The organism is Vibrio sp. J383, from assembly GCF_023503985.1.
Taxonomy (GTDB): Bacteria; Pseudomonadota; Gammaproteobacteria; order Enterobacterales; family Vibrionaceae; genus Vibrio; species Vibrio splendidus.
Genome location: NZ_CP097293.1, coordinates 966,126 through 990,577 on the forward strand (window position 1 = coordinate 966,126; position 24,452 = coordinate 990,577).

The 24,452-nt window shown below is 44.9% G+C and carries 20 protein-coding genes and 1 other RNA gene; 13 read left to right on the forward strand and 8 right to left on the reverse strand.

The window, feature by feature from the left end; genetic code table 11:
- Positions 1-3: 3 nt before the first annotated feature.
- Complete coding sequence (locus M4S28_RS04350; protein WP_017079883.1) at positions 4-684, forward strand: urease accessory protein UreF; 681 nt, start codon at positions 4-6, stop codon at positions 682-684.
- Between the two features lie 48 nt (positions 685-732).
- Entirely contained in the window at positions 733-1,374 is a 642-nt protein-coding gene (gene ureG / locus M4S28_RS04355; protein ID WP_004735125.1) for an urease accessory protein UreG, read from the forward strand.
- A 119-nt stretch (positions 1,375-1,493) separates the two neighbouring features.
- On the opposite strand, the gene xseA is transcribed toward ureG, so the two are convergent.
- A complete protein-coding gene (xseA, locus tag M4S28_RS04360; RefSeq protein ID WP_249632365.1) occupies positions 1,494-2,840 on the reverse strand; it encodes an exodeoxyribonuclease VII large subunit in 1,347 nt (448 codons plus the stop codon).
- A gap of 269 nt (positions 2,841-3,109) precedes the next feature.
- Between xseA and guaB the strand changes: the two genes are divergently transcribed.
- From guaB to M4S28_RS04385, 5 genes are all read left to right on the forward strand, one after another.
- Positions 3,110-4,573, forward strand: coding sequence for an IMP dehydrogenase (gene guaB, locus M4S28_RS04365; RefSeq protein WP_004735127.1), 1,464 nt, complete (start codon positions 3,110-3,112; stop codon positions 4,571-4,573).
- A gap of 202 nt (positions 4,574-4,775) precedes the next feature.
- Positions 4,776-6,329: a glutamine-hydrolyzing GMP synthase gene (gene guaA / locus M4S28_RS04370; protein ID WP_017079884.1), complete on the forward strand. Its 1,554-nt coding sequence runs from the start codon at positions 4,776-4,778 to the stop codon at positions 6,327-6,329.
- 323 nt (positions 6,330-6,652) lie between these two features.
- On the forward strand, positions 6,653-8,380 hold the full coding sequence (locus M4S28_RS04375; protein ID WP_249632366.1) for a chitinase: 1,728 nt from the start codon (positions 6,653-6,655) through the stop codon (positions 8,378-8,380).
- 273 nt (positions 8,381-8,653) lie between these two features.
- Positions 8,654-10,204 (forward strand): Na+/H+ antiporter NhaC family protein, encoded by a 1,551-nt coding sequence (locus M4S28_RS04380; RefSeq protein ID WP_017087881.1) that lies wholly within the window; start codon positions 8,654-8,656, stop codon positions 10,202-10,204.
- 538 nt (positions 10,205-10,742) lie between these two features.
- Complete coding sequence (locus tag M4S28_RS04385) at positions 10,743-11,336, forward strand: acetate uptake transporter (protein ID WP_004735131.1); 594 nt, start codon at positions 10,743-10,745, stop codon at positions 11,334-11,336.
- A gap of 159 nt (positions 11,337-11,495) precedes the next feature.
- Here M4S28_RS04385 and M4S28_RS04390 read toward each other — a convergent pair whose 3' ends face one another.
- The 4 genes from M4S28_RS04390 to M4S28_RS04405 all read right to left on the reverse strand — a co-directional run bounded on the left by M4S28_RS04390 (position 11,496) and on the right by M4S28_RS04405 (position 16,935).
- Complete coding sequence (locus tag M4S28_RS04390; RefSeq protein WP_017079887.1) at positions 11,496-13,043, reverse strand: alanine/glycine:cation symporter family protein; 1,548 nt, start codon at positions 13,041-13,043, stop codon at positions 11,496-11,498.
- Between the two features lie 455 nt (positions 13,044-13,498).
- On the reverse strand, positions 13,499-14,854 hold the full coding sequence (locus M4S28_RS04395) for an MBL fold metallo-hydrolase (protein WP_249632367.1): 1,356 nt from the start codon (positions 14,852-14,854) through the stop codon (positions 13,499-13,501).
- A 177-nt stretch (positions 14,855-15,031) separates the two neighbouring features.
- Complete coding sequence (locus M4S28_RS04400; RefSeq protein WP_249632368.1) at positions 15,032-15,799, reverse strand: 1-acylglycerol-3-phosphate O-acyltransferase; 768 nt, start codon at positions 15,797-15,799, stop codon at positions 15,032-15,034.
- 197 nt (positions 15,800-15,996) lie between these two features.
- A complete protein-coding gene (locus tag M4S28_RS04405; RefSeq protein WP_249632369.1) occupies positions 15,997-16,935 on the reverse strand; it encodes a hypothetical protein in 939 nt (312 codons plus the stop codon).
- A gap of 255 nt (positions 16,936-17,190) precedes the next feature.
- On the opposite strand from M4S28_RS04405, the gene M4S28_RS04410 reads away from it, so the two are divergent.
- From M4S28_RS04410 to M4S28_RS04425, 4 genes are all read left to right on the forward strand, one after another.
- Positions 17,191-17,985: a YeeE/YedE thiosulfate transporter family protein gene (locus M4S28_RS04410; protein ID WP_249632703.1), complete on the forward strand. Its 795-nt coding sequence runs from the start codon at positions 17,191-17,193 to the stop codon at positions 17,983-17,985.
- Between the two features lie 46 nt (positions 17,986-18,031).
- A complete protein-coding gene (locus M4S28_RS04415) occupies positions 18,032-18,760 on the forward strand; it encodes a DUF429 domain-containing protein (protein WP_249632370.1) in 729 nt (242 codons plus the stop codon).
- Positions 18,761-18,859: 99 nt separating this feature from the next.
- Positions 18,860-19,669, forward strand: a complete 810-nt coding sequence (locus M4S28_RS04420; RefSeq protein WP_249632371.1) for a M15 family metallopeptidase — start codon at positions 18,860-18,862, stop codon at positions 19,667-19,669.
- A 305-nt stretch (positions 19,670-19,974) separates the two neighbouring features.
- On the forward strand, positions 19,975-21,855 hold the full coding sequence (locus M4S28_RS04425; RefSeq protein ID WP_249632372.1) for an ATP-dependent zinc protease family protein: 1,881 nt from the start codon (positions 19,975-19,977) through the stop codon (positions 21,853-21,855).
- A gap of 208 nt (positions 21,856-22,063) precedes the next feature.
- Here M4S28_RS04425 and ssrA read toward each other — a convergent pair.
- Positions 22,064-22,430, reverse strand: a transfer-messenger RNA (tmRNA) gene (gene ssrA / locus M4S28_RS04430).
- 66 nt (positions 22,431-22,496) lie between these two features.
- Entirely contained in the window at positions 22,497-22,982 is a 486-nt protein-coding gene (smpB, locus tag M4S28_RS04435; RefSeq protein WP_004735156.1) for an SsrA-binding protein SmpB, read from the reverse strand.
- A gap of 119 nt (positions 22,983-23,101) precedes the next feature.
- On the opposite strand from smpB, the gene M4S28_RS04440 reads away from it, so the two are divergent.
- Both M4S28_RS04440 and M4S28_RS04445 read left to right on the forward strand, forming a co-directional pair.
- Positions 23,102-23,530: an SRPBCC family protein gene (locus M4S28_RS04440; protein ID WP_004735157.1), complete on the forward strand. Its 429-nt coding sequence runs from the start codon at positions 23,102-23,104 to the stop codon at positions 23,528-23,530.
- Positions 23,531-23,533: 3 nt separating this feature from the next.
- Positions 23,534-23,845 (forward strand): RnfH family protein, encoded by a 312-nt coding sequence (locus M4S28_RS04445; protein WP_004735158.1) that lies wholly within the window; start codon positions 23,534-23,536, stop codon positions 23,843-23,845.
- A gap of 150 nt (positions 23,846-23,995) precedes the next feature.
- Here the strand turns inward: M4S28_RS04445 and bamE are convergent, their stop codons facing one another.
- Entirely contained in the window at positions 23,996-24,355 is a 360-nt protein-coding gene (gene bamE, locus M4S28_RS04450; RefSeq protein WP_009848326.1) for an outer membrane protein assembly factor BamE, read from the reverse strand.
- Between the last annotated feature and the right edge of the window lie 97 nt (positions 24,356-24,452).

Consider the following 24,452-nt stretch of genomic DNA (forward strand, 5'->3'; position numbering starts at 1 on the left):
ATTATGACCACAACAGAAAATGTAGCCGTCTATCGTCTGTTTCAATTGATCAGTCCATCGTTGCCGATTGGTGGGTTCACTTATTCGCAAGGCTTAGAGTTAGCGGTTGAAGCGGGGTGGGTGACCGATCGCAACAGCATGGAACAGTGGCTTAATACCATCGTCAGTTCCAGTGTCGCAACTTTGGAATTACCTATCTTAGAGCGTCTTTATCACGCGCTAGAAAAGGGTGAAATCGATGAGATTGAGCATTGGTGTAACTACTTATACTCAAGCCGTGAAACCAGTGAATTGCGAGCGGAAGAAAAGCAGCGTGGGCATGCATTGAACACCTTGTTGAAGCGCTTGGATATCGATATTTCGCTGGTGGATTCTGTTGATAGTCATCCAAACCAATTGTTGGGCATGTGTATGGCGGCTCAGCATTGGGGCATTGATTTAGAGAGCCTCAAGCAGGGTTATTTATGGAGTTGGCTTGAAAACATCGTTACCGCAGGGGTCAAGTTAGTGCCTTTAGGTCAAACCGATGGTCAGTTGGCACTGATTAATATCACCAATACGTTTCCCGAGATCATTGAGAAAGCACGCACGATAGAAGATTGGATGATAGGCAGCTTTTCGCCATCAATGGCATTAGCAAGTTCACTGCACGAAACACAATACACGAGACTATTTCGTTCGTAGCGGTTAGCACGAACGAGGTAGCAAGAAAAGAATATAAGGAAGTAGATCATGGAAAGTTATAAGCAACCCCTTCGAATTGGTATTGGCGGCCCAGTAGGGTCTGGTAAAACAGCCTTGTTAGAGGTGCTATGTAAGGCGATTAGAGACAAGCTCAACATTGCCGTAGTAACCAATGATATCTACACCCAAGAAGACGCAAAGATACTCACGCGAGCAGAAGCGCTGGAACCAGATCGTATCATTGGTGTTGAAACAGGTGGCTGTCCGCACACCGCGATCCGTGAAGATGCGTCGATGAACTTAGCTGCGGTAGAAGAGCTTGCTAAACTGCATAAGAACCTCGATGTGGTATTCGTCGAAAGCGGTGGCGACAACCTCAGTGCCACGTTCAGCCCTGAGTTAGCCGACCTGACTATCTATGTAATCGATGTGGCGGAAGGGGAGAAGATCCCACGTAAAGGTGGCCCGGGTATTACACGATCCGATCTGTTAGTCATCAACAAGATCGATTTAGCACCGTATGTTGGTGCGTCACTTGAGGTAATGGAGCAAGATACGCAGCGCATGCGTCCAACCAAACCATACGTGTTCACCAACCTAAAAGAGAGCCAAGGGTTGGACTTCATCATCAACTTTATTGTGACGGAAGGAATGCTGACCATGAAGGAGCCTTCTACGACTGAGTCGTGAGTAGGGAGTAAGGTTTGAATCCGTTCGTTTGCTTTTGAAGCCAATAGACACAAAAAAGCCCTGTCGATTATTCGATAGGGCTTTCTGGTTTTAAATGATTTTTAACGTCCTAGTTGAATCTAAAGCTCACTCTTCGCGACTCTTGTTGTCACTTGCGACTCAATTACACCGTCTTCAACTTGGGTGGTGATCACTTCACCAACTTCGACATCGTTGATTGATGACACGGTCTTGCTCGATGCTGAATGAGTAATGCTGTAGCCACGCTTTAACGTGGCGAGTGGACTAACGGTCTCTAACTTCTCGGCAGCCATGGCTAGCTGGTGGCGAGTGGTTAGCAGTGTTTTATCCATCGCATCTAATAGCTTTTGCTCTGAACGTTGTAGATGCAGTTTTTGTTCACCCAAGCGCTTAACAGGCGAGTTCAATTGAAGCTGGTGCTGTTTACGTTCAACACGCTGTGCATGTTGTTTTAGGTATTGAGTCATACCACGACGCAAACGCATGTCTAGGTCATCAAGCTGCTGACTCTGCTTTTGCAGTTGGTAGCTCGGGTGTTGTTTCTCTAAGCGGTACTTCAACGTTTGAGTTGATTGCGCTCGTTTGATTAACACATGACGAATCGCACTGACTAAACGAGCACGTTTAGAGGCATAAGCTTGCTCTTTATGACTGTTGTCACGGCTAACCAATTCAGCGGCTGCTGATGGCGTTGGAGCACGCATATCTGCCACGAAATCGGCGATAGTGACATCAACTTCATGGCCAACGGCGCTGATAATCGGTATTTGGCTTGCTGCAATTGTGCGAGCGACGATCTCGTTATTGAAACACCATAAGTCTTCTAATGAACCGCCGCCACGACCAACGATCAATACGTCACACTCATTGCGCTCATTGGCACGTCCAATCGCTTGAGCGATCTGAATCGAAGCTCCTTCACCTTGAACCATGGTCGGATACACGATGACTGGTAATGACGGATCGCGCCTTTTCAGTACGTCTAGAATATCAAACAACGCAGCGCCGGTTTTCGAGGTGATGACACCAACGCACTTAGGATGTTCTGGCAGAATCTGCTTACTGGATTGAGCGAACAAGCCTTCCGCCGCCAAGTTCATCTTAAGTTTTTCAAATTCTTGCTGAAGCTTACCATCACCCTCTGGCTGCATGCTTTCGATAATCAGCTGATAGTCACCGCGTGGCTCATAAAGAGACAGACGTGCTTTGACTAAAACTTGATTACCGTTCTGAGGCTTAAACGTCACACGGCGATTATTGCCACGAAACATAGCGCACTTAACTTGAGCGCGAGAGTCTTTAAGCGTGAGGTACCAGTGACCAGAGACAGGTGCAGAGAAATTTGAGATTTCACCAACGAGCCAGACTATTCCCATTTCGTTTTCTAATAGGAGACGAACCTCTGAGTTGAGGCGAGAAACAGTAAAGATGTTTGGATTAGTCATAGAAGCACTATCTTTCCTTGAAGGAAGGTCTTTCTTGGAATCTCACAGGGCGTGAGTATGGAAGATAGCGGCAATATAATACATAGCAAGGGGGTAAATGCAAATTAAAAATACAAAAATGTGTAGCCAAGCGATTTCGTTGGCCGTATAATCCGTCCGCAATATCTAATCCAAATGCAGTTTGATTTTCCTTAATTGGCTGCCCTCATTAGGCGAAACGATGAGATTGGATTGTTTCTTTTTACTCCTATTATTGTGAGATATTGCAAATGCTAAGAATTGCCAAAGAAGCGCTGACATTCGACGACGTACTGCTAGTGCCAGCACACTCCACCGTTCTCCCTAATACAGCTGATCTTCGCACTCAGCTGACGAAGAATATTTCCCTAAACATCCCAATGATCTCTGCATCTATGGATACTGTGACAGAAGCTCGCCTAGCGATTGCACTGGCACAAGAAGGCGGAATAGGCTTCATTCATAAGAACATGTCTATTGAACAGCAAGCTGAAATGGTTCGCCAGGTTAAAATTTACGAAGCAGGTGTGGTTTCTCACCCTGTTACTGTAAACCCTGATGCGACAATCGCTGATGTTGTAGCCCTTACTCAAAAACACGGCTTTGCCGGTTTCCCTGTTGTTACTGAAACAAACGAACTTGTTGGTATTATTACTGGCCGTGACGTTCGCTTTGTGACTGACCTTTCTAAGAAAGTTGATGTAGTAATGACGCCTAAAGCTCGCCTTGCTTCTGTTAAAGAAGGTGCAACTCGTGAAGAAGTTCAAGAGAAAATGCACGAAGCGCGCGTTGAAAAAGTTCTTGTTGTAAATGATGACTTCCAACTAACGGGAATGATCACTGCAAAAGATTTCCATAAAGCAGAACGTAAACCAAACGCTTGTAAAGATGAGCGCGGCAGCCTACGTGTAGGTGCAGCTGTTGGTGCTGGTGCTGGTAACGAAGAGCGCGTTGCTGCTCTTGTTGAAGCTGGCGTAGACGTTCTACTTATCGACTCTTCACACGGTCACTCTGAAGGCGTACTTAACCGTATCCGTGATACGCGTGCTGCATACCCTGATCTACAAATCATCGGTGGTAACGTAGCAACTGGCGCTGGCGCTCGTGCTCTTATCGAAGCGGGTGTTAGTGCGGTTAAAGTAGGTATCGGCCCGGGTTCAATCTGTACGACTCGTATCGTTACTGGTGTTGGTGTTCCTCAAGTAACAGCAATCGCAGACGCAGCTGAAGTGGCTAACGAATACGGTATTCCAGTAATCGCAGATGGCGGCATTCGCTTCTCTGGCGATATCTGTAAAGCTATCGTTGCTGGCGCATCTTGTGTGATGGTTGGTTCAATGTTCGCGGGTACTGAAGAAGCACCGGGTGAAGTTATCCTTTATAACGGTCGTTCTTACAAGTCTTACCGTGGTATGGGTTCTCTTGGCGCTATGTCTCAAGGTTCTTCTGACCGTTACTTCCAATCTGACAATGCTGCAGACAAGCTTGTTCCAGAAGGTATTGAAGGTCGTATCGCATACAAAGGTCGTCTAAAAGAGATCGTTCACCAACAGATGGGCGGTCTACGCTCAAGCATGGGCCTAACGGGTTCTGCAACTGTTGAAGATATGCGTACTAAAGCTGAGTTTGTTCGTATCTCTGGTGCGGGCATGAAAGAATCTCACGTACACGATGTTCAAATCACGAAAGAAGCACCTAACTACCGTTTAGGTTAATAATACGTCCAAACGTTTGAATAATGTGCTGATTTAGTCGGCACATTATTTTATCTACCGTTTGTTTTGTTAAAAGTCCGATTTTCTCAAAACACGTGGTTAAAGATATCTAACGAAAACGTTTGCTTTATTTCTTGAAGAGTTAATCAGAGGTGAGTAAACTCGCCTCCGTTTTATCACATAGCCAATAAGACTGCTTACAATGACTAAAAATATTCATGACCAACGTATTCTAATTCTGGACTTCGGTTCTCAATACACACAGCTAGTAGCTCGTCGTATTCGTGAGATCGGTGTTTACTGTGAACTTTGGAGCTGGGACGTAGAAGAAGCGGATATTCGTGAATTCAATCCAGACGGTATCATCCTATCTGGTGGCCCTGAAAGTGTAACGGAAGAGAATTCTCCACGTGCACCTCAGTACGTATTTGATTCAGGTGTTCCTGTCTTCGGTATCTGCTACGGCATGCAAACTATGGCTGAGCAACTTGGCGGTAAAGTAGCAACGTCTACTGAGCGCGAGTTCGGCTACGCAGCGGTACAAGTAACGGGTGAATCTGCACTTTTCGCTGACCTTGAGACGACTCAAGATGTTTGGATGAGCCACGGTGACAAAGTGGTTGAAATCCCTGCTGATTTTACAAAAATCGCAGAGACAGACACTTGCCCATACGCAGCAATGGCAAACGAAGATAAGAAATACTACGGTGTTCAATTCCACCCAGAAGTAACACACACTAAAAACGGCCTAAAAATGCTTGAGAACTTCGTTCTTAACGCGTGTGGTTGTGAAGGTCTGTGGACTTCAGCGTCTATCATTGAAGATGCAGTTGCACGCATTAAAGAACAAGTAGGTGACGACGAAGTTATCCTTGGTCTTTCTGGTGGTGTTGATTCATCAGTAGTAGCGATGCTTGCTCACCGTGCTATCGGCGACAAACTAACATGTGTATTTGTTGATAACGGCCTTCTTCGTTTAAACGAAGGCGAGCAGGTTATGGACATGTTTGGTGACAAATTCGGCCTTAACATCATTAAAGTTGATGCTGAAGAACGTTTCCTTAACGCTCTGGAAGGTGAAGCTGAACCAGAAGCGAAACGTAAGATCATCGGTCACGTATTCGTAGATATCTTCGACGAAGAGTCTAAGAAACTGAAGAATGCTAAATGGCTTGCTCAGGGTACTATCTACCCAGACGTCATCGAGTCTGCAGCATCTAAGACTGGCAAAGCACACGTAATCAAATCTCACCACAACGTTGGTGGCCTTCCTGATGATATGGAAATGGGCCTTGTTGAGCCTCTACGTGAGCTGTTTAAAGATGAAGTACGTAAGATCGGCCTAGAGCTTGGTCTTCCATACAACATGCTTTACCGCCACCCATTCCCGGGTCCAGGCCTAGGTGTTCGTGTACTTGGCGAAGTGAAGAAAGAGTACTGTGATTTACTGCGTCGCGCTGATGCTATCTTCATTGAAGAGCTTCACGCTGCTGACCTTTACCACAAAGTATCTCAAGCATTCACGGTATTCCTACCAGTACGTTCAGTTGGCGTAATGGGCGATGGCCGTAAGTACGATTGGGTTGTATCTCTACGTGCTGTAGAAACTATCGACTTCATGACTGCTCACTGGGCACACCTACCATACGACTTCCTAGGTAAGGTTTCTAACCGTATTATCAACGAAGTTAACGGCATTTCACGTGTTGTTTACGATATTTCTGGTAAGCCACCAGCAACTATCGAGTGGGAATAATCTCTTAGAGATTTAACCAGTTTTGATTTAACTATTATTTGACTTAGCCATGATTTGACTTAGTTATTAAAAGCCTCGAACTCAGTTCGGGGCTTTTTTATTTCTGACTCAGGGTATTAAAAGCTTATAGCTGACAACTAAACACCAAATCAGTTGGAAACTAGATATCAGCTCAAGAAACCATGAGACGCTTTGTTGTGTTGAGCTATATATCAAAAAGATCACTCGCACTTTTTATAAATTCATACCGCTACAGCTAGGCCATTTCACATGTGAAGCATACTCTTTGATGGACTTATTAAGGACAGATAAGAGAATCCATCATGTTAAAAATCAAATATTTGGCGACAGTGCTCGGCTGCACATTGGCAGCGCAAAGTTATGCGTCTTTGAACATCCAACCTGATCCGCAAAACCCGAATGGTTACCTTGTTGAAAAGTCGGCCCTACAAGCTGCTGAACAAGCGAAAACATCCGATCCTATGTATGCGATCTGGTCACAAGCATTACAGACTCGTCCCAATAGTATTGTTGAAGCGATAGAACCGGGCTTAGCCTCGAATCCTGAAAACGTGAAACGAGTCGAGCGTGTATTCCCCCAATCTGAATGGGATTTCCTCACTCAGATGGCAGCGCCAGAATATACTTACACTCGCTTCTTACGTGCGATTGGCAAATTCCCAGCCTTCTGTGGAGAGTACACCGACGGCCGTGACTCCGACGCCATTTGTAAAAAGTCCATCATTACGGCCTTTGCTCATTTCTCACAAGAGACGGGCGGTCACATCGCGATAGAGAACACCTCTGATAACCCATTAGCTCTAGAAGAGTGGCAGCAAGCGCTGGTGCACGTTCGTGAAATGGGTTGGTCTGAAGGCCAAGAAGGTTATACCACGGGTTGTGGTCAGAACGATTGGCAGAATGCACGTTGGCCATGTGCCGCGGGGCAGGGTTACTTCGGACGTGGTGCTAAACAGCTTTCTTACCATTTTAACTACGGCGCGTTCTCGGAAGTGATGTTTGATGGTGATGCGACGGTTCTATTGAATAATCCGGGTTTAGTGGCGGATTCTTGGTTGAACTTGGCTTCTGCTATCTGGTTCTTCCTTACTCCTCAAGCACCTAAACCAGCCATGCTGCATGTTATTGACCGTACTTGGACACCCTCTCAGCGCGAATTGGATGCAGGAATTGGCTATGGATTTGGTACCACGATCAACGTGATTAATGGCGGTATCGAGTGTGGTGAGCAAAATAAAGACAAAGGCCAGCCAGTTAACCGTATTCGTTACTGGGAAGGGCTAGCGGCGCACTATCAAATTCCTGTAGAGGCGGATGAAGCCAATACTTGTTGGCAACAAACGCCTTATGGAAGTTTGAACCTCAACGGCGCAACTGATGTGTTGTACACTAACTGGGATGGCAACTGGAAATACTACGCAGACCGTCCTGAAGGATACTCATTTGAATGTGAGTTGGTTGGTTTCCAAACTGCATACTCAGCCTTGGTTGCTGGAGATTACGAGAAGTGTGTGACCAACTTTTATGGGTCTCATGCGAGCTGGCCTGAAGTAAAAGTGGTCGATAAGCTTGATCCGGTAGACCCTGGGACTGATCCGGGTGGTAACGGTTGGAGTGCGACCAAGGTTTACAACGCGGGCGACCAAGTTACTCACAACGATGCAACCTACGAAGCGAAATGGTGGACACAAGGGGATGACCCTGCCAATGGCGGCCCTTGGAAATTAGTAGCGGGTGAGCCAACACCACCCGTAGTGACAGATCCACCGCCAGTTGACCCCGGACCTGTCGATCCTGCTCCGGTAGACCCAACACCTGTTGACCCACCAATCACAGAACCGCCTGTTACTGAGCCACCCGTTGTTGTCGATCCTTCCGTGTTTATTACGTGGCAAGCGGGCGTTAGCCAAGTAAGCAATGGCGATAAGGTGACACATAACGGCAAGTGCTTCGTAGCTAAAAATGGTCCTGGTGTTTGGGAAAGCCCTGTTCAATCGAACTGGTTCTGGGATGAAATTAGCTGTAATTGATCGTTTTAATACTGAAAAGCGGTCTAACCGACGAGTTCAGTAGTACGACCATAATGATATAAATAATCAAAAGCCGAAAGTTTCTACTTTCGGCTTTTTTTCGTTTCGAACTTGGCTATCTAAGGAGGGCTGTTGGTCTATTTGGCTATGTTGAAGCGCATTTAAAGACTAATTATCCAGTTAGAGGATAAAGTTCTGTACAAATGGTGATTGTGAATTTATATTCAAATTTAATTTATATTTATTCTTTTATTTTAGGGTTAAGGTGTACCTATGGAACAGACAGATATCACGTCACTCATCCCCATTGTGATTACTTTGGTGTTGTCGTTGGCGACAAGGAATGTAGTGATAGGCCTATTTGCAGGCGTGCTGAGTGGTGTGGCAATGCTCACTGGTATGTTTAGCGAACTTAACCCGCTTGATACGTTTGGTACCATGGTGAAAGGTTACTTAGTCCCTCAACTTACCGACAGCTATAACGCAGGTGTGATCATGCTGTTGGTGTTCATCGGTGGCTTTGTCGCTTTGATGGAGAAGTCGGGTGGTGGTGTGGCGTTTGCAAAACGTGTTACTCAATGGGTAAGCAACAAATGCCAAGCTCAAATCTCAGCATGGTTGGGTGGAATCGTGATATTTTTCTCAGACTTAGGCACCCCTTTAATTGTTGGCCCTGTTTTTCGCCCCCTTTTCGATAAACTGAAACTCTCAAGACAGAAGCTAGCATTCATCATCGACTCAACCTCGTCGCCCGTCGCTATTCTTATCCCTTTCATTGGATGGGGCGTTTACATCATGAGTCTTATCCAGAAAGAATTTACTGCGTTGAATGTCAACATGTCTGATTGGGATGCCTTCATCGGTGCGATTCCTTTTCAGTTCTACGCATTCCTCGCGATTTTCATCGTCCCGTTAGTGTCCGTTAAAGGTTTAGACTTTGGGCCAATGGCAAAAGCCGAGCGTGATTGCCAAGCGGGAATTAACTCTGGCGTGAATAACGAATCACTAAATCCGTTCTCGCATAAAAATGCAAAGGCATCTTTTGTCTGGGCACCATTGTTAGTGATGCTGGTGGTGTTGTGTGCGATGTTAGTTCCTCAAGGCTTCCCGTTCCAAAAGGTCGCGGGTTCATCGTTCAGAGCGGCATTATCATCGGCTTACTTCTTTGCCGCGATTACCTTAATCTCGCTAATGGCTTACTACGGTGTAAGAAAGCTGTCTGATGGTGTTTCAGTGTATTTAAAAGGCATGGGAAACATGATGCCCGTAGCAATCATCTTAGTATTGGCATGGGCGTTAAGCACAGTCGGTAAAGAGTTGGGCGCAGCCGCTTATATTGCCGAGCAAGCACAGAGTGGTTTTCCATACTGGTTAGTACCAGCGGTCGCTTTTTTGTTGTCGGCGATTATTTCATTCGCAACAGGATCGTCGTGGGGAACCTTCGCGATAATGATGCCATTGGTTATTCCAACCGCGATTGCTATTGATGCACCGCTACTCGTCGCAATTGGCGCTGTGTTGTCTGGTGGTTTGTTTGGTGACCATTGCTCACCGATCTCTGAAACAACGATTCTTTCTTCAACCGGGGCAGGGTGTGACCAGTTTGAACACTTTAAGACACAGCTTCCCTATGCGTTGATGAACGGCTCTATCGCTTTGGTTAGTTTTGTAGTGGCAGGCTTTACTGGAAGTTCATGGGTTGTGTTGGGCGCTCTTGTTGCTCAGCTTATCCTTGTGACTCTGTTAGCTAAACGAGATGCGAGTAAAAACGCTTCTTCAGAAGTTCAATCTCAAGTGTCTGAATCTAAACCACAACAAGCGTAATTTAAGATTACAAACGAGGGATGAGATTCCAGATATCTCGTCCCTCGATTCTGGAATGACGATCTAATGAATAGATGCGGGATACGAGTAAAGAAAAGCTCGCCCTCTGTTACCTACGTTTGCTATTAAGGGGCGCTTACTCAAATCTAAAGACTCTTTTCGCATCCCGAATCTCGTTACCCGCATCTCTTTTACTCGTATCTAAGCAAACCTCGTCATTCCCTACAGTGAGGAACGAACGTGATAGGGAATCTCTGGCGTTTATCGTCGGTGTTTATGTCTAAGAAGAGATTCCAGATATCTCGTTCCTCGATTCTGGAATGACGACCTAATGAGTTGATACGTGATAGGGAATTCGTTCACTTATAGTTCCTGTGAATTAATTAGCGTTGTTATGAAACTAATTTTCCATAGGATCATTTACACAATCTTAGTTTGCGATAACTGGATTACCTAGTTGAGCGGTTTATAGATTAAAATTTTCTTACAAATTTTATCGATTTTTTTTAATCAACCACTTTAATAAGGTAAATTCGCAATGTCGACCAAACTAGCTAACCCAGCGCCACTAGGCTTAATGGGTTTCGGTATGACCACTATTCTTCTTAATATCCACAACGCAGGTTTCTTCCCAATGGATTCAATGATCCTTGCGATGGGTATTTTTTACGGTGGTTTGAGCCAAGTTATCGTGGGCACAATGTGTTTCAAACGTGGTGACACGTTCGGTACAACTGCATTTACTTCTTACGGCCTATTCTGGTTGTCTTTGGTTGGTCTAATTGTAATGCCATACATGGGCCTACCAGCAAGCCCAGCTGCATTCATGGGTTGGTACCTATTACTATGGGGCATCTTCACTGGCTTCATGTTCATCGGTTCTCTATGCTACCCAGTTGCGAAGCAAGTAGTATTCGGTTCACTAACTATCTTGTTCTTCCTACTTGCAGCTCGTGATTTCACTGGCAGCGAACTAATCGGCACTATCGCTGGTTTTGAAGGTATCTTCTGTGGCGCTTCAGCTATCTACTTTGCTATGGCACAAGTAATCAACAACGAATACGGCCGCACAGTACTGCCTGTTGGTGAGAAGAAAGCACCTCAAATGGCAACACAAGAAATCGCTGCTTAATGCTCTAACTTGGGAACAGTTAGTTTGTTATAAGCCGTTTATTGGTTATGAATAAAACAAAAGGGGTTAGCCGAAATGGCTAACCCCTTTTTTATGCGTTATTAATAGCGCGAGTTAAAGCGATCTATTTATTAAAGCAATCTATTTGTTAAGGTAATCTTAAGCTGAAGGTTGCTCTACAGGTTTAGTGTCTGCAGCTTCTGCTTCAGGAGACTTGCCTGTTTTACGCTTGTACTTCTCTTCCCAGTAAGTAGCACCTTTAATGCCTAGTTTTATAGGGTTGAATGTGTACTCAGTTACGCCTTGTTTCTGCTGTTCTTCGTAGTCTGCTAGAGCTTTAAGCGCAGGCTTAGACATGAAGAAGATGATCAGAATACCTACGATGTTTAACCATGCCATCAAGCCAACACCAACATCACCCATTGCCCATGCAAGGTTAGCTGTTTTGACTGTGCCATAGAAAACCGCAGTGATAAGAACAAGCTTAAGTACGAACATCATGCCAGGGATCTTGATGGTACGACGTAGGTAAGCAATATTTGTTTCTGCGATGTAGTAGTAAGCAAGAATCGTTGTAAATGCGAAGAAGAACAGAGCAAATGCGATGAATGGCTTACCAATGCCTGGTAGTGCACTTTCAATAGCAAGCTGTGTAAATACAGGACCATTCGCACCAATGTTTGCTGCTAGGTTCTGAACAAGGAACACACCTTCAGCGCCGCCGTGAACGTTGTAAGCACCAGTGATGATGATCATGAACGCTGTAGCAGAACATACTAGAAGTGTATCGATGTAGATAGAAAACGCTTGTACCAAACCTTGCTGAGCTGGGTGATCGACATTTGCCGCAGCTGCCGCGTGAGGACCAGTACCTTGACCTGCTTCGTTTGAGTAAACACCACGCTTAACACCCCAACCAATTGCAGCACCAAAGCCCGCCATAGGTGTGAATGCATCGCCAAGAATCATTCCGAAAACAGCGGGCACTTGGCCGATGTTTAGCAAGATGATAACGAACGCGATAATGATGTAAGCCAATGCCATGAATGGAACAACAATTTGTGTGAAGTTCGCAATACGTTTAACACCACCAAAGATGATGAAAGCAAGGATGATAGCAACAACAGTACCAGTAAAAATTTTAGCGAAACTGAATGTACCGATAGCTGTTTCAATCATATCACCTGAGCCAAATGCAGCTTCTACAGCATTACCAATACTGTTTGACTGAACACCTGGAAGCAAAATACCACATGCAAAAATAGTCGAGATAGCGAAGATCCATGCGTACCACTTTTGACCCATTGCTTTTTCAATGTAGTAAGCCGGACCGCCACGGAACTGGCCTTCGTCTTCTTCTTTGTAGATTTGCGCTAGCGTAGATTCTGCGTAAGCAGTCGCGGCGCCAAAGAAGGCTACAACCCACATCCAGAATACTGCACCTGGGCCACCGAAACCGATAGCGGCAGCAACACCAGCAATGTTACCTGTACCTACACGGCCAGATAGCGAAACGGCAAGAGCTTGGAAAGACGAGATGCCTTTTGCAGAGCTTTTACCTGATAGTAGCAAGCGCCACATTTCAAAGAAGTGACGGATTTGAACAAATCGAGTCATGATGGAGTAGAACAGACCTGCACCTAAACATAGGTAGATAAGTACTGGGCTCCAGATTATTCCATTCAAAAAATCAACGAATGACTGCATGAGTATTTTCCCTGTTAGTTTTACTTATGATTGTTTTTCGAACAACACAATACTTCACTTGTAACCCAAGTGTTAAATTATTTAACTGCGCATTAGGATTACTGTGACATAAAGCAAGTTACAGAGGGGGTTTGTTAACGCTTAGTTCTAATTCGATAATCGTTCTATTTAACTTAATATGCAACTGCATGTATTTGTTGGCGTTTTGCAGAGTGAATAAATAGTGATTAATACAAAAATAGAAATTTGAGCCATGCAGAAGAGACAAAATCGAGAGAAACAGCGGTTTAAATCGCTTAGCATGAACGGCTGATATATGAGTGGTGAGATGGATTTGATTGGAATATATCACCTGCATAGAGTGATCTCGCAGGCCTAAGAAACTGTGCATTTGAAGGCTCGAGAATTCTGGCCTTCATGTTTACTGAGTGAAAGTGGCTAGTTTGATACGTGTTTCAAACAACCACAAACCCTCGCTCCTCTAGTTCTTGAGCGAACTCAGACTGAGTATTTGGCTCACCGTGAATCAAATGCACCTCTTTCGGTGGTGTCGCGATGCCTTCTATAAATCGGTAGAGATCCTCTTTATCGGCATGAGCCGAGTAGCCAGACATGCCATGAATTTGAGCATTGACCTCAACGTCTTTGTTATCAATAGAAACCTGCATTTCGCCTTGTTGCAGTTCTCGCCCGAGCGTTCCGTGCGCTTGATAGCCCGCTAAAATGACATCGGTGCGTTTATCTGGAAGCAAAGCCGATAAGTAGTTCATGATCCTGCCGCCCTGACACATCCCAGAAGCTGCAACCACAATCGCGGGTTCACCTGTCGACTTGAGGCGGTTAACGATTTTCTTGTGCATTCTATGCCCATCAACAGTAATGCATTGCTCAAAAGCGAGTGGGTGGCGTTTCAGTTCAAGACGCTGCTTTGCTTCTTGTCCCCACAACTCTTTAAAGCGTCGGTATGAACGCGTCACTTTCTGAGCCATAGGTGAGTCGAGAATAATAGGAATATCGCTACTGAGTTGATGCTCAAAGATCAGGTGTTCGATATCAAACAACAGTTCTTGTGTTCTGCCGATACTAAAAGCTGGGATTAGAATAACGCCACCATCAAGTAGTGAACGATCAATAATGGCCTTGAGACGCTCAGATCGCGTAGCAATATCATCATGTGTACTGGTGCCATAAGTGGATTCGATAAACAGATAATCGGCTTGCTGTGGTGGCTGAGGATCCGGCAGCAGTGGTGTGTTACTTGGGCCTAAGTCGCCAGAAAACACAACTACTTCTTGGCTTGATAACTTAATCTCTATATAGGCCGAACCTAAGATATGCCCTGCAGGTTGAAAACGGGCATACAGAGTATTTGGCCTATGGTGATCCTTTCCGTTGTTTTGCTGTGTGGACGTGATGGGAAACCATTCCCCGTAAGGCTTGGGAGCTATCAACGAATGAATCTTTTTGAGTATCAGCTTCGATTGTTTATTGCTGAGCCCTTGTAGTTTTAACCCATCCTCAATCATTAAAGGAGCGAGTTCGGCGGTGGCTTGCGTGCAATAAATAGGTTGGTTAAATCCACTGGCGAGTAACCAAGGTAATCGGCCAATATGATCAATGTGGGTATGGGTCAGCAGCAGAGCGTTGAGGTGGGAAGTTTCAAATTCAATATCAAGAGAACGTGCATCCGAACCTTGGGACTCTTTACCTTGAAACAAGCCACAATCGATGAGCACCGCTTGGCCTGAATCTCTTAGTTCGTGACAAGATCCTGTGACAGTATGTTTTCCGCCATGGTGAATCACTTCCATCGTTTACTCCCATTGCTCTTTAAAGCCATTAACGCCTGTTTTTATTTTGCGGATAAGCGCCGGCATGTAAAACAAGAACAATGAGAGTTGCGATCGTTGAGTGTCTTTTAAAGTAATTGAGCGATGACTCAGTGTGTTCGTTGCGAGTTAGCTCTTGTTCTCTCTGTGACTACCTTGTTAGTTCGTAGAAGAACGGTCTGAATCCAGCTCTGGATTTTGCTGTGCTTCTAAACGAGCCACTTCGTCATCAAGCTCTGCTATTTTTTCTGCCATGATTGCGTGACAGCGATTGGCCAGTTCTCTAGCGTCGCTGATCTTGTATCCAGACACATCGATAGGTTCAAGCATCTCGGTGATCACAATGCCATTATTAACTCGGTTGAGGTCAATCTTATTGTGTGTGGTGCTGGTACACATCGGGGTGATAGGTACGCCAGCTTCAATCGCCATTCGAAAAGCGCCCGTTTTGAATGGCAGTAGTCCACGCCCTTTGCTGCGCGTTCCTTCAGGGTAAACCCAAACAGACAGATCTCGCTGATGAATGGCTTCTGCCACTTGCTTGATCGTATCGCGTGCTTTGGATTTATCTTCGCGGTTAATCATGATGTTACCTGTGATCCAATACAGCAGACCAAAGAAAGGCACATACAACAAATCGCGCTTGCCTAAAGAAACGGTACGAGGCCTTAGCATCCCAGGGTCAGTCACAAAGTCTAATATGCTTTGGTGGTTAGAGATGTAGACGCTTTTTTCTGATGTCGGCGCATTGTCTAGGCCGCGCTGCACCAGTTTTACACCGACGATCTTTTGTAGCTGGTTGAACCAACGACAGAAAACGTAAACATGCTTGGGGTTCTTGGGGCTAAACAAGCAGTAAACAAAAGCACAGAGGGTGGTGAAAATAATAAACACCGTAGCCAAAATAATACGAAGAACAGCAAGCACAATTCACTCCTTACTCACCGCAAGATTGCAGTGATTAAATAGTTTTAGATGCTTGAAGTTTTCACTCTATTTAACCAAATTGCAACAATTAACTGTTATAGGTGGTAATTTTTAGATCTTTATATAAAACAAAGACTAACAATAGATGTTTGACACACTTATCGAGCTTACACGTGTTCACCAGTAATGGTTAATGATCACCAATATTGTTTATTTGGGTCCGATTTTTCTACCCATTCAGGATCTTGACGCGACTCTAAATAGAGTTGTAGGCCGTTATAAGACATGAAAGCCGCAGGGCCACCAAGATGCTCGAAATAGTCAAAATAATCATCCTCGAGCGCGCAAAGGTGAGCTAAATCTTTAACGTTATTCATCATTGCCCATTGAATAGCGAACACCGGAGCCGTTGAACCTGAAATGCTGACCTTTTCGACATTCGGGTTGAACAGTGAGTTGGCTTGTTCAAGCAGTATCTCTTCTTGCTCAGACTCTTGCTGTAACACCTCTTCGACGATCTCTGAGCGTTTGGTATTAGAGACATTCTTGTTTAGCTTGGCGATTCGTAGTGCGTAGCTAAAACGGTCTGTTGAAACTACGTCGACAAGTTGCGATAGCAGCTCTTTGTCTACGCCCGCAGCCTTAGTGAAATAATCGATACATGAATTGATTGAAGCATAGCGAGTACCGTCGAATTCAAAGCCACTGGTTTCGTCGTAGACCTCTATTACAATGTCATCAACGGACAAAGGCCAACCTTTATAGTCGATTCGCTGTTTGGCTATTTGATACATCTTCCAAGCACTGCGCCCAAACCCGCCAAGTGTCGAGCCCGAGAAATCTGAATCAATAAGCTCTTGCTCCGTCCAGTTCTCACCGATGCCTAGGTGCTTTGCGTACTTATCGATGAGTGCGTGTTTTATCTGATCGCGCACAGCCCAAATCGAAGTTAGATCTTTTGCATACCTAACACTCGCGCACTCCTTACAAGCAGGCAGAGCAATCGGCGAATAGTCTATCTTGGCAATAGCCTGTGCAGTCTTAGGGAATTCAACAACATCATTGGAAGGTTCACCACAAAACCAACAGGTGTGGCGCAGGTTAAATGGGATGTCTATATACGAGTATGTGGTCATTAGTCTTTTATCGGCTGGGTGCTTGAGGGTGGTTAATTATCAAAACAATTATCCCTGTTCGGACTTGTCCTTGCACGCTGTTATTGGATGTTCTGACTACATTTAACCAACGACAATAATAAAATCAACGCAATTCGGAGGCTATGTATGTTGTTTATTCTCGCTTTGCTCTGCATCTTTCTGGTGGGGTACCTCGCCCAAACTACCGGCCTTTGCATGGTTCGGGGAGTTAAAGAGGCGACAAGCGGATCACCAATGCTGATTGTCGCGATTGTGTTTAGTGGCTCATTGGCTTGGGTGTTTATGGCATTGGGATCGGCTGTGGAAGGACGAACTTTATCCACTGCGTTTTGGCCGAGCCTGTTTTCATTGTTCGGCGGTTTTTTATTTGGTATCGGAGCTGCGATTAATAGTGGTTGCGGAGTTTCGACGGTTAGCCGTTTAGCTCGTGGCGAAGTGGTTATGTTGGCGACCATATTAGGGTGGTTCGTTGCTTGGCTGTTGTTTGCTCCAGTGTTGCCGACGGAGTTAAAAGGTTCTCGGTTGGTTTTATCTGATTTTTCTCGTTATGCATTTCTTGGGATCATTTCGTTCATTATTGTGGTGAGTTGCTACTTCATGAATGCGATAAATCGCAAGTTATGGTTCTCAATGTTAGGGATTGGGTTAATGGCGGGCTTTGTTTTCTTGTATGAACCGCATTGGACGCCAAGTGGGTTATTGAAATCAATGGGTACTTCACTCTGGCATGGAAAAGTTGAAGATTGGCCAAGCAGCGAGCGTTTTATATTAATGGCCATGCTATTGGTTGGCATGGTCAGCGCCGCGTTATTTACTGGGTCTTTTTCTTTGAGGTTGAGCTCTATACGTCGATTGGGCAAACATTTGGTTGCTGGTGTACTTATGGGGTTTGGAGCAGTAATGGCTGGTGGCGGGAACGATACTCAACTGTTAGTGGCGATGCTTGTGCTGTCGTTGGCGGGTGTTTTTTCTGTGTTGAGTATCATTGTGGGCATATACACCGGAGTTAAGTTGATTCAAAGCCGATAGTTAGAGACAGTACGTAAATAACATGAGCACGTAATTTGAGAACACAATGAAATACATCGGAATTGATGGCTGCAAGGCGGGTTGGATCGCTTGGATTGTCTCTGATAACGCGGTGCCAGCGTATAAAGTGGTAAACACGCTCGATGAGTTGGTTGATGAACTTGCAGGTTCGACGACGTTAATCGATATGCCGATTGGTTTTAGCGATTCACAGACTCCGGATAGATTATGCGACAAAGCAGCAAGGCGTTTTCTCACTAGCAAGCGTGGGTCTTCAGTGTTTCCGGTGCCGTGTCGTGAGGCGGTTTACCAAACCGATTACATTGCGGGATGTAATGCCAATGTGGAGCAGCTTGATAAGAAGTTTTCTAAACAGACTTGGGGAATTGTGCCCAAGATCCGCGAGCTTGATGAACTCATTGAAATTCATCCCAATCTTTCCTGCAGGGAATCACATCCTGAGGTCGTGTTTGCAGCTTTGAAAGGCGAACCGCTGACGTTTTCCAAACGAACGCAAAAAGGCAAAGAGGAACGGCTTTCTATTATTCAGCAGCTCGCCCCTCAATGGTGTGACCGCTTGTCGTTGGCCATTTCAAAGACCAAGCGTAAAGACGTGGCAATAGACGATATCTATGATGCGTTCGTGCTTATGTTGGTTGCCTATTACGCTCCGCAATTATCGACCTTACCTGAACCTTCTGATGTTGTTGGAGAAGCTGATGTCGACCAGAACGGACGAGCTAGAGAGATTGTCTATTGGAATAAAGCGCGCTAACAAAGCGTGCGCTCAACTTGGCTTAATATGCTATTTTCTAACTTATGCTATTTTCCAACTTCTGTTACTTTTCACTCTTACTATTTTTGAGTCTTTGATATGAAACGTTTTATTGTCGGCTGGCTGGCCATTGTGCTCAGTGCTGCGAGTTATGCCCAGGTTGCCCCTATATCTCAATGGCAATGCGACATGATGAAAAAGAACAATGTCTTGAGTAGTGGCGCGCCTGTTGGTTGTGAGCGACTATCTAAGGTGGATTTCGATTTCATTAATTTCAAAGGGGAAACGCAACAGGGTAATATGATCGTGCTTGATGTTATTGCGCCTGCTGTTGAACAAATCTTTTCAGATCTTAAACAGCGCAATTTCCCTCTTCATTCTGCTCGCTTAATGCGTGAATTCAGAGGTGACGATAACGCCTCAATGGACGCGAACAACAGCAGTGCGTTTAACGCTCGTCCTATTACAGGCGGAGGAGGTTGGTCGAAACATGCCTATGGTGTGGCAATCGACATCAACCCAGTTCAAAACCCTTTCTTAGAGTTTGATAGCAACGGAAGAATCACGGTAAAGCCTTCACAATCTGCGACAAGTTATGTGAACCGTACTCGCTTTCGTGCGCGTGATGAAATAGAACGCAGCGGCATGGCAGAAGATGTGGTGGAGCTGTTTGCCCATCACGGATTTATGATCTGGGGAGGGGATTGGAATAGCCCCATCGATACTCAGCATTTTGAGGTCGGCTCAAGAAAATTTGTTAACCAACTGCTTTCTAAACCACAACCTGAAGCCAAAGTGTTATTTGAGCGCTACGTCGAATCTTATCGACAGTGCTATCTCAAAAATAAAGGTGAGGACGCAGAAAAAGCTCGAGCTATCTGTGCAAAGGAAACAGTCGGGACTTTTTAGTGCTATGTTTATCTAGAACCGTTTGTGTTTTAGCAAGTTAAACTCGCTTCAGGTGTGTTTTGAATCGCTAAGGTCAGCGCTTGTCGTTGGCCTTTTTTGTATTCATTTCTCCAATAGAACACCGAGTATTGAAAAGATTATTGGGTATCCATTAGTCAATAATCGATAAGCGAATGCAGCGCAAAGTCATCGGTTTGTCATTAAAAAACTCATAGCGTTAACGTTTTGTGAGAACCATTACTGGTGGGGGAACTCTTTACCGAATCGCCAGTATTATTAGTGAACTGATCACAACGGACCAACTAATGAAAAAGATACCTTTGGCTCTAACTCTTTTAAGCACTCTACTTTTTTCACAATATACTTTGGCTACTGATACTTCACCTACCACTCAAAACCCGACTTACGAACTCGATGGTAAGGCGGTATTAGGCCGTACTGAGAATGTATACCTCTCTAGCGTTCAAGGGCTAAAAGACGTTCCTTTCATTGGCAAAATCGACACTGGTGCAGAAACTACCTCTATGCATGCTGAAGATATTCATGTGAAGAGCACGAATGCCGATTACAAGAATCTTAAAGACAAAGAGTTGATGGCAGCAATAACCGAAGACCTGTTGAATAATTCCGATGTTGATTACGATGATTGGGATGGCAGTACCTTTGCGAAATATGAGGCTGTGGTCTCTTTCAAGGTTCAAAACCCACGTACGGGTGACATGGTATTAATTAAAGCGCCTTTAGAGCGTGTCAGCATGATACGCAGCCGCACCAGCAGCACGCCTTTGCTTCGTCCTACCGTAAAAATGTCGCTCACCATTGCAGACCAAGAGCTAAAAACCGATGTTAACCTGACCGACAGAAGCCATTTCTCTGCGCCTGTGCTGATTGGTAAAACCTTCCTTGCGGATAACGCTTTAGTGTTTGCGGGCTATGACTACTTGCAAGAGCAGGAAAACGCGACCGTTGTTGGCCGAAAAGAGGTGGTGTCTATCTCTGGAATGGCGATGAACGCGACCTTCTCATTAAAAAATCGCTACAGCATCCTTCATGCAAAAGACATCGATGTAGATAAGAAGAACAGTGAAGTGACGTTTGATATGTTCGACAACGATGGCAAGCAGAAAGAGATGACACTGCCATTAGTTCGTATGTTAAGCGTGAGTGGTAAGAAAAGGCCTTTGGTGTATGTGCCGGTTCAACTCGATGAAAACACAACTAAAGACGTTCTGGTGTACCTACGTGAGCGCTCGAGTAGTGAGTCGCAGTTGAGATTTGGTACCAGTACCGCCAGTGAACTCTTCATGATTGATACCAATGCAGAAAATATTCTTTCTGAAGGTTCAGAAAGCTTTAGTGATGTCGCTAAAAAGAGTGAACCTTTGGTTATTTCCCCAGAAGAGGACATCACCCTTGATGACTTCCCACTCAAGGCTGTTGCCTCATTCACTGTCAACACGCCTTTGTTGAAGGTCGACAGTTTTGAAATGACAGGTAAAGGCAAAGATGCCTCCGTTGAATTTTATCTTACGGATGTAAACGGTGAGAAGCAGAAGGTGACCAAGCCAATTATTAAGAAGCTTAAAGTCGGTGATGATACTCGTCCGGTAGTGAGTGGTGAGTTTGCGGTCTCTGGAAACGTTCGTACGCAAGAGTTTGCCATCGATGTGCTCAATACGAATGAGAAAGAAGCGTACTTTATTTTAGGCAAGAAGATGGCAAAAGACGGTGTGTATGTGAACACTCGATCTGACTACCTTTTGAAAGCTGAGCCGCTGTTTAAAGTAGGGCACATCGAAGTTGTTGAAGTGAACGGTATGAAGTTCCCGGCCAAGCTCGACACAGGTGCGGATGTGAGCTCAATGAATGCAGTCAACATCAAACGATTTAAGAAAGACGGCCAAGACATGGTGAGCTTTACCTATCAAAACAACCAAGGCGATAAGCAAGATTTCACCAAGCCAGTGATTGATGTTATGCGCATCAAAGCCAAGAAAGGCGAGAAGGTGAACATTCGTCCTGTCGTTGAAATGAAGGTTAAGTTGGGTGACTTAGAGAAAGAGGTGAGGGTAAACCTTCAAGATCGCTCTCGCTTTGAATACAGCATGATCTTAGGTAAGAACTTCTTAAAGCACGGCGCAGTAGTGAGCAGTGATGAAGATTACTTGTTAGGTGATATGGAGTAACACCTAAACTTATCTAAGTTCGTATCAGAACAGTTCTAAACAGCCACACATTTCAGTCATGGGATGTGTGGCTTTTTATTGAGTGTCTGGTTTTATTGTTGATGTGCTAAAGGTAAGTCATTGTTAAAAAGAAACTTTCTTTGTTATGGCAAGTAAAATAAAGATAAAAAAAGGGCCAACTCTTTCGAGTTGGCCCTTTCCAAACGTTTGGTGGAGCTGGCGGGAGTTGAACCCGCGTCCAAAAATCATTCATCATTGGTACTACATGCTTAGTCGATCTTTAATTTCACCAGCAACCTGCGAACCGACACGCTAGTTAAAGGCTAACCTGAATTGTTATTCGCGCTTTTCCTCTCAGGTGGGAGAATCCGCGCTAGCTAGTTTGGGTTTGATCTCTTATTGGTCCCCGTCTTACGAGCGGAAGCTAGGGTAAGAGAGCTCTGAGCAGGTTATTAAGCTGCTAGTGCGTAGTTTTCGTCGTTTGCGACTATTTTTTTGCGGCTTTTAACGTGGCCAACCGCCCCACGGCATGCACCTCAGACTTCAAAATTCCTGTCGAATCCTAAATCAGCCCCAAGTGTTATTTGCATAATACCAGAAAAGCATTGCCTGTCTAGCACTGTGCGTTTAAGTGCTTAAAATTAACGCAAATTACTCTTCATAATTCGTGCTTTATCTCTCGCCCAATCTTTTTCTTTCATATCAGTACGTTTATCGTGCAGCTTTTTACCTTTCGCTACGCCAACTTTAATCTTCGCCCAAGAGCGAGACCAGTAAAGTGCGGTTGCGACAAGTGTCATGCCTTCACGGTTAATACGACCGATAAGGTTGTCGAGCTCTTTTCTCGACATAAGTAGTTTACGGATGCGTGTTGGGTTCGCCACGATATGAGTACTCGCCTGAGTGAGCGGAGTGATCGTCATACCACTGATGAATGCTTCGCCGTCTCGGATGTAGACGTAGCTTTCTGCGATATTGGTTTTGCCTTCACGTAGGGATTTTACTTCCCAGCCTTGTAGCTCAAGCCCCGCTTCTATCTCATCATCGATGAAATATTCGTGGCGAGCTTTCTTATTAAGCGCAATGGTATTACTACCGGCTTTTGATTTTGATTTATTCTTTGCCATAATGGCCTCATTATACGGATTGCACCCTAGTTGGGGAATCCTTTTTATTTGCGCTCTGGCCCAATACAATTAAAATTGCAGTTTGTGTTAATGTAACGCTGTCTTTAACAGGAGTCTATATGCCAAAGGTTACTCGTTCAGCATTAGTGTCGTTTAGTGCCGACCAGATGTTCAGCTTGGTCAATGATGTTGCTCGTTATCACGAGTTTTTGCCAGGGTGTTCTGGTTCACGTGTGATCGAATCTTCAGATTCAACTATGGTGGCTTCGGTTGATGTCTCTAAAGCTGGTATCAGCAAAACATTTACCACATCGAACCGTTTAGCGGATGGCGCTGAGATCTTGATGGAGCTGGTGGATGGCCCGTTCAAAAAATTGCAGGGCGGTTGGTATTTTACTCCGCTCGATGAGCAAGCGTGTAAGGTTGAGCTTAAGTTGGAGTTTGAATTTTCTAGCCGAATGATTGAAATGGCATTTGGTAAGGTTTTCAATGAGCTGACGAGCAATATGGTCAGTGCTTTTACTCAACGCGCGAAACAGGTTTATTAAGCCATGACTATTGAATCGGATATGATCCACGTAGAGGTTGTGTTTGCGCTTCCGCACGAGCAGCGTGTGTTTACCTTGGTGGTGAACAAAAACGCGACTGTGGAAGAGATTATTGCGCAGTCTGGTGTTTTGGAACTGTATCCAGAAATCGACTTAGCGAAAAATAAGGTTGGCGTGTTCAGCCGTAACGTTAAGCTAGATGCGACGGTTCGCGATAAAGATCGTATCGAAATCTACCGAGCACTGTTAGCCGATCCAAAAGAGATTCGCCGGAAACGTGCTGAACAAGCAAAAGCGGCCGCTGCTAAATCGTAATGCCAAACAAGTTTGACTAAGAAGAGAGCTCGCTATGTTGGCGAGCTTTTTTTGTGCTTGTTGGTTAGACAACGCACTTAATTTGTTAGCGGATATTAAAAAGCCTGCTCGTGAGCAGGCTTTTGAGATTTTGGCTTTGTCGACTGAAAGCTAGCGAAGGCTTTCGAAGAACTCATCACTGGCTTCAAAGTCACCATTGATCGTTACTAGAGTGCCAGTGGCATCAAAGTTCACGACAAGGTTTTTCTGAATAGGGTCGTTATGGCCTTTTTGGTGGTGGTAAATGTAATACCACGTATCTGGGTAGCCGTTTTCGATAAGCATTGGTGAGCCCATAACGTAACGAACTTGTGTTTTTGTCATGCCAAACTTGAGCTGATCGACAGCTTCTTGTTCAACATAGTTACCCTGATTGATGTCAATTCGATAAACCAACTTCTCTAGTAGAGAGCAACCGGTCAACATTGTTAGTGCAAGTGGAACTGCAACTAACCACTTTTTAATTCGCATAGTTTGAGATCTTTCTTCGCTAAAATACTGCCTGATAATAAACAAGCTCCAGCAAGAAGTAAAAAGCTCCTTGCGCTTTGAGCTTGTTATGACTGGC

What these genes read in the sequence shown, in the direction of transcription:
- M4S28_RS04440 (WP_004735157.1), top strand. Translation starts at nt 23,102, where the DNA reads ATGCCAAAGGTTACTCGTTCAGCATTAGTGTCGTTTAGTGCCGACCAG.
- guaB (WP_004735127.1), top strand. Translation starts at nt 3,110, where the DNA reads ATGCTAAGAATTGCCAAAGAAGCGCTGACATTCGACGACGTACTGCTA.
- M4S28_RS04380 (WP_017087881.1), top strand. Translation starts at nt 8,654, where the DNA reads ATGGAACAGACAGATATCACGTCACTCATCCCCATTGTGATTACTTTG.
- xseA (WP_249632365.1), bottom strand. Translation starts at nt 2,840, where the DNA reads ATGACTAATCCAAACATCTTTACTGTTTCTCGCCTCAACTCAGAGGTT.
- M4S28_RS04420 (WP_249632371.1), top strand. Translation starts at nt 18,860, where the DNA reads ATGAAACGTTTTATTGTCGGCTGGCTGGCCATTGTGCTCAGTGCTGCG.
- M4S28_RS04445 (WP_004735158.1), top strand. Translation starts at nt 23,534, where the DNA reads ATGACTATTGAATCGGATATGATCCACGTAGAGGTTGTGTTTGCGCTT.
- M4S28_RS04425 (WP_249632372.1), top strand. Translation starts at nt 19,975, where the DNA reads ATGAAAAAGATACCTTTGGCTCTAACTCTTTTAAGCACTCTACTTTTT.
- M4S28_RS04350 (WP_017079883.1), top strand. Translation starts at nt 4, where the DNA reads ATGACCACAACAGAAAATGTAGCCGTCTATCGTCTGTTTCAATTGATC.
- M4S28_RS04415 (WP_249632370.1), top strand. Translation starts at nt 18,032, where the DNA reads ATGAAATACATCGGAATTGATGGCTGCAAGGCGGGTTGGATCGCTTGG.
- M4S28_RS04405 (WP_249632369.1), bottom strand. Translation starts at nt 16,935, where the DNA reads ATGACCACATACTCGTATATAGACATCCCATTTAACCTGCGCCACACC.
- smpB (WP_004735156.1), bottom strand. Translation starts at nt 22,982, where the DNA reads ATGGCAAAGAATAAATCAAAATCAAAAGCCGGTAGTAATACCATTGCG.
- M4S28_RS04375 (WP_249632366.1), top strand. Translation starts at nt 6,653, where the DNA reads ATGTTAAAAATCAAATATTTGGCGACAGTGCTCGGCTGCACATTGGCA.
- ureG (WP_004735125.1), top strand. Translation starts at nt 733, where the DNA reads ATGGAAAGTTATAAGCAACCCCTTCGAATTGGTATTGGCGGCCCAGTA.
- guaA (WP_017079884.1), top strand. Translation starts at nt 4,776, where the DNA reads ATGACTAAAAATATTCATGACCAACGTATTCTAATTCTGGACTTCGGT.
- M4S28_RS04410 (WP_249632703.1), top strand. Translation starts at nt 17,191, where the DNA reads ATGCTGATTGTCGCGATTGTGTTTAGTGGCTCATTGGCTTGGGTGTTT.
- M4S28_RS04390 (WP_017079887.1), bottom strand. Translation starts at nt 13,043, where the DNA reads ATGCAGTCATTCGTTGATTTTTTGAATGGAATAATCTGGAGCCCAGTA.
- M4S28_RS04395 (WP_249632367.1), bottom strand. Translation starts at nt 14,854, where the DNA reads ATGGAAGTGATTCACCATGGCGGAAAACATACTGTCACAGGATCTTGT.
- bamE (WP_009848326.1), bottom strand. Translation starts at nt 24,355, where the DNA reads ATGCGAATTAAAAAGTGGTTAGTTGCAGTTCCACTTGCACTAACAATG.
- M4S28_RS04385 (WP_004735131.1), top strand. Translation starts at nt 10,743, where the DNA reads ATGTCGACCAAACTAGCTAACCCAGCGCCACTAGGCTTAATGGGTTTC.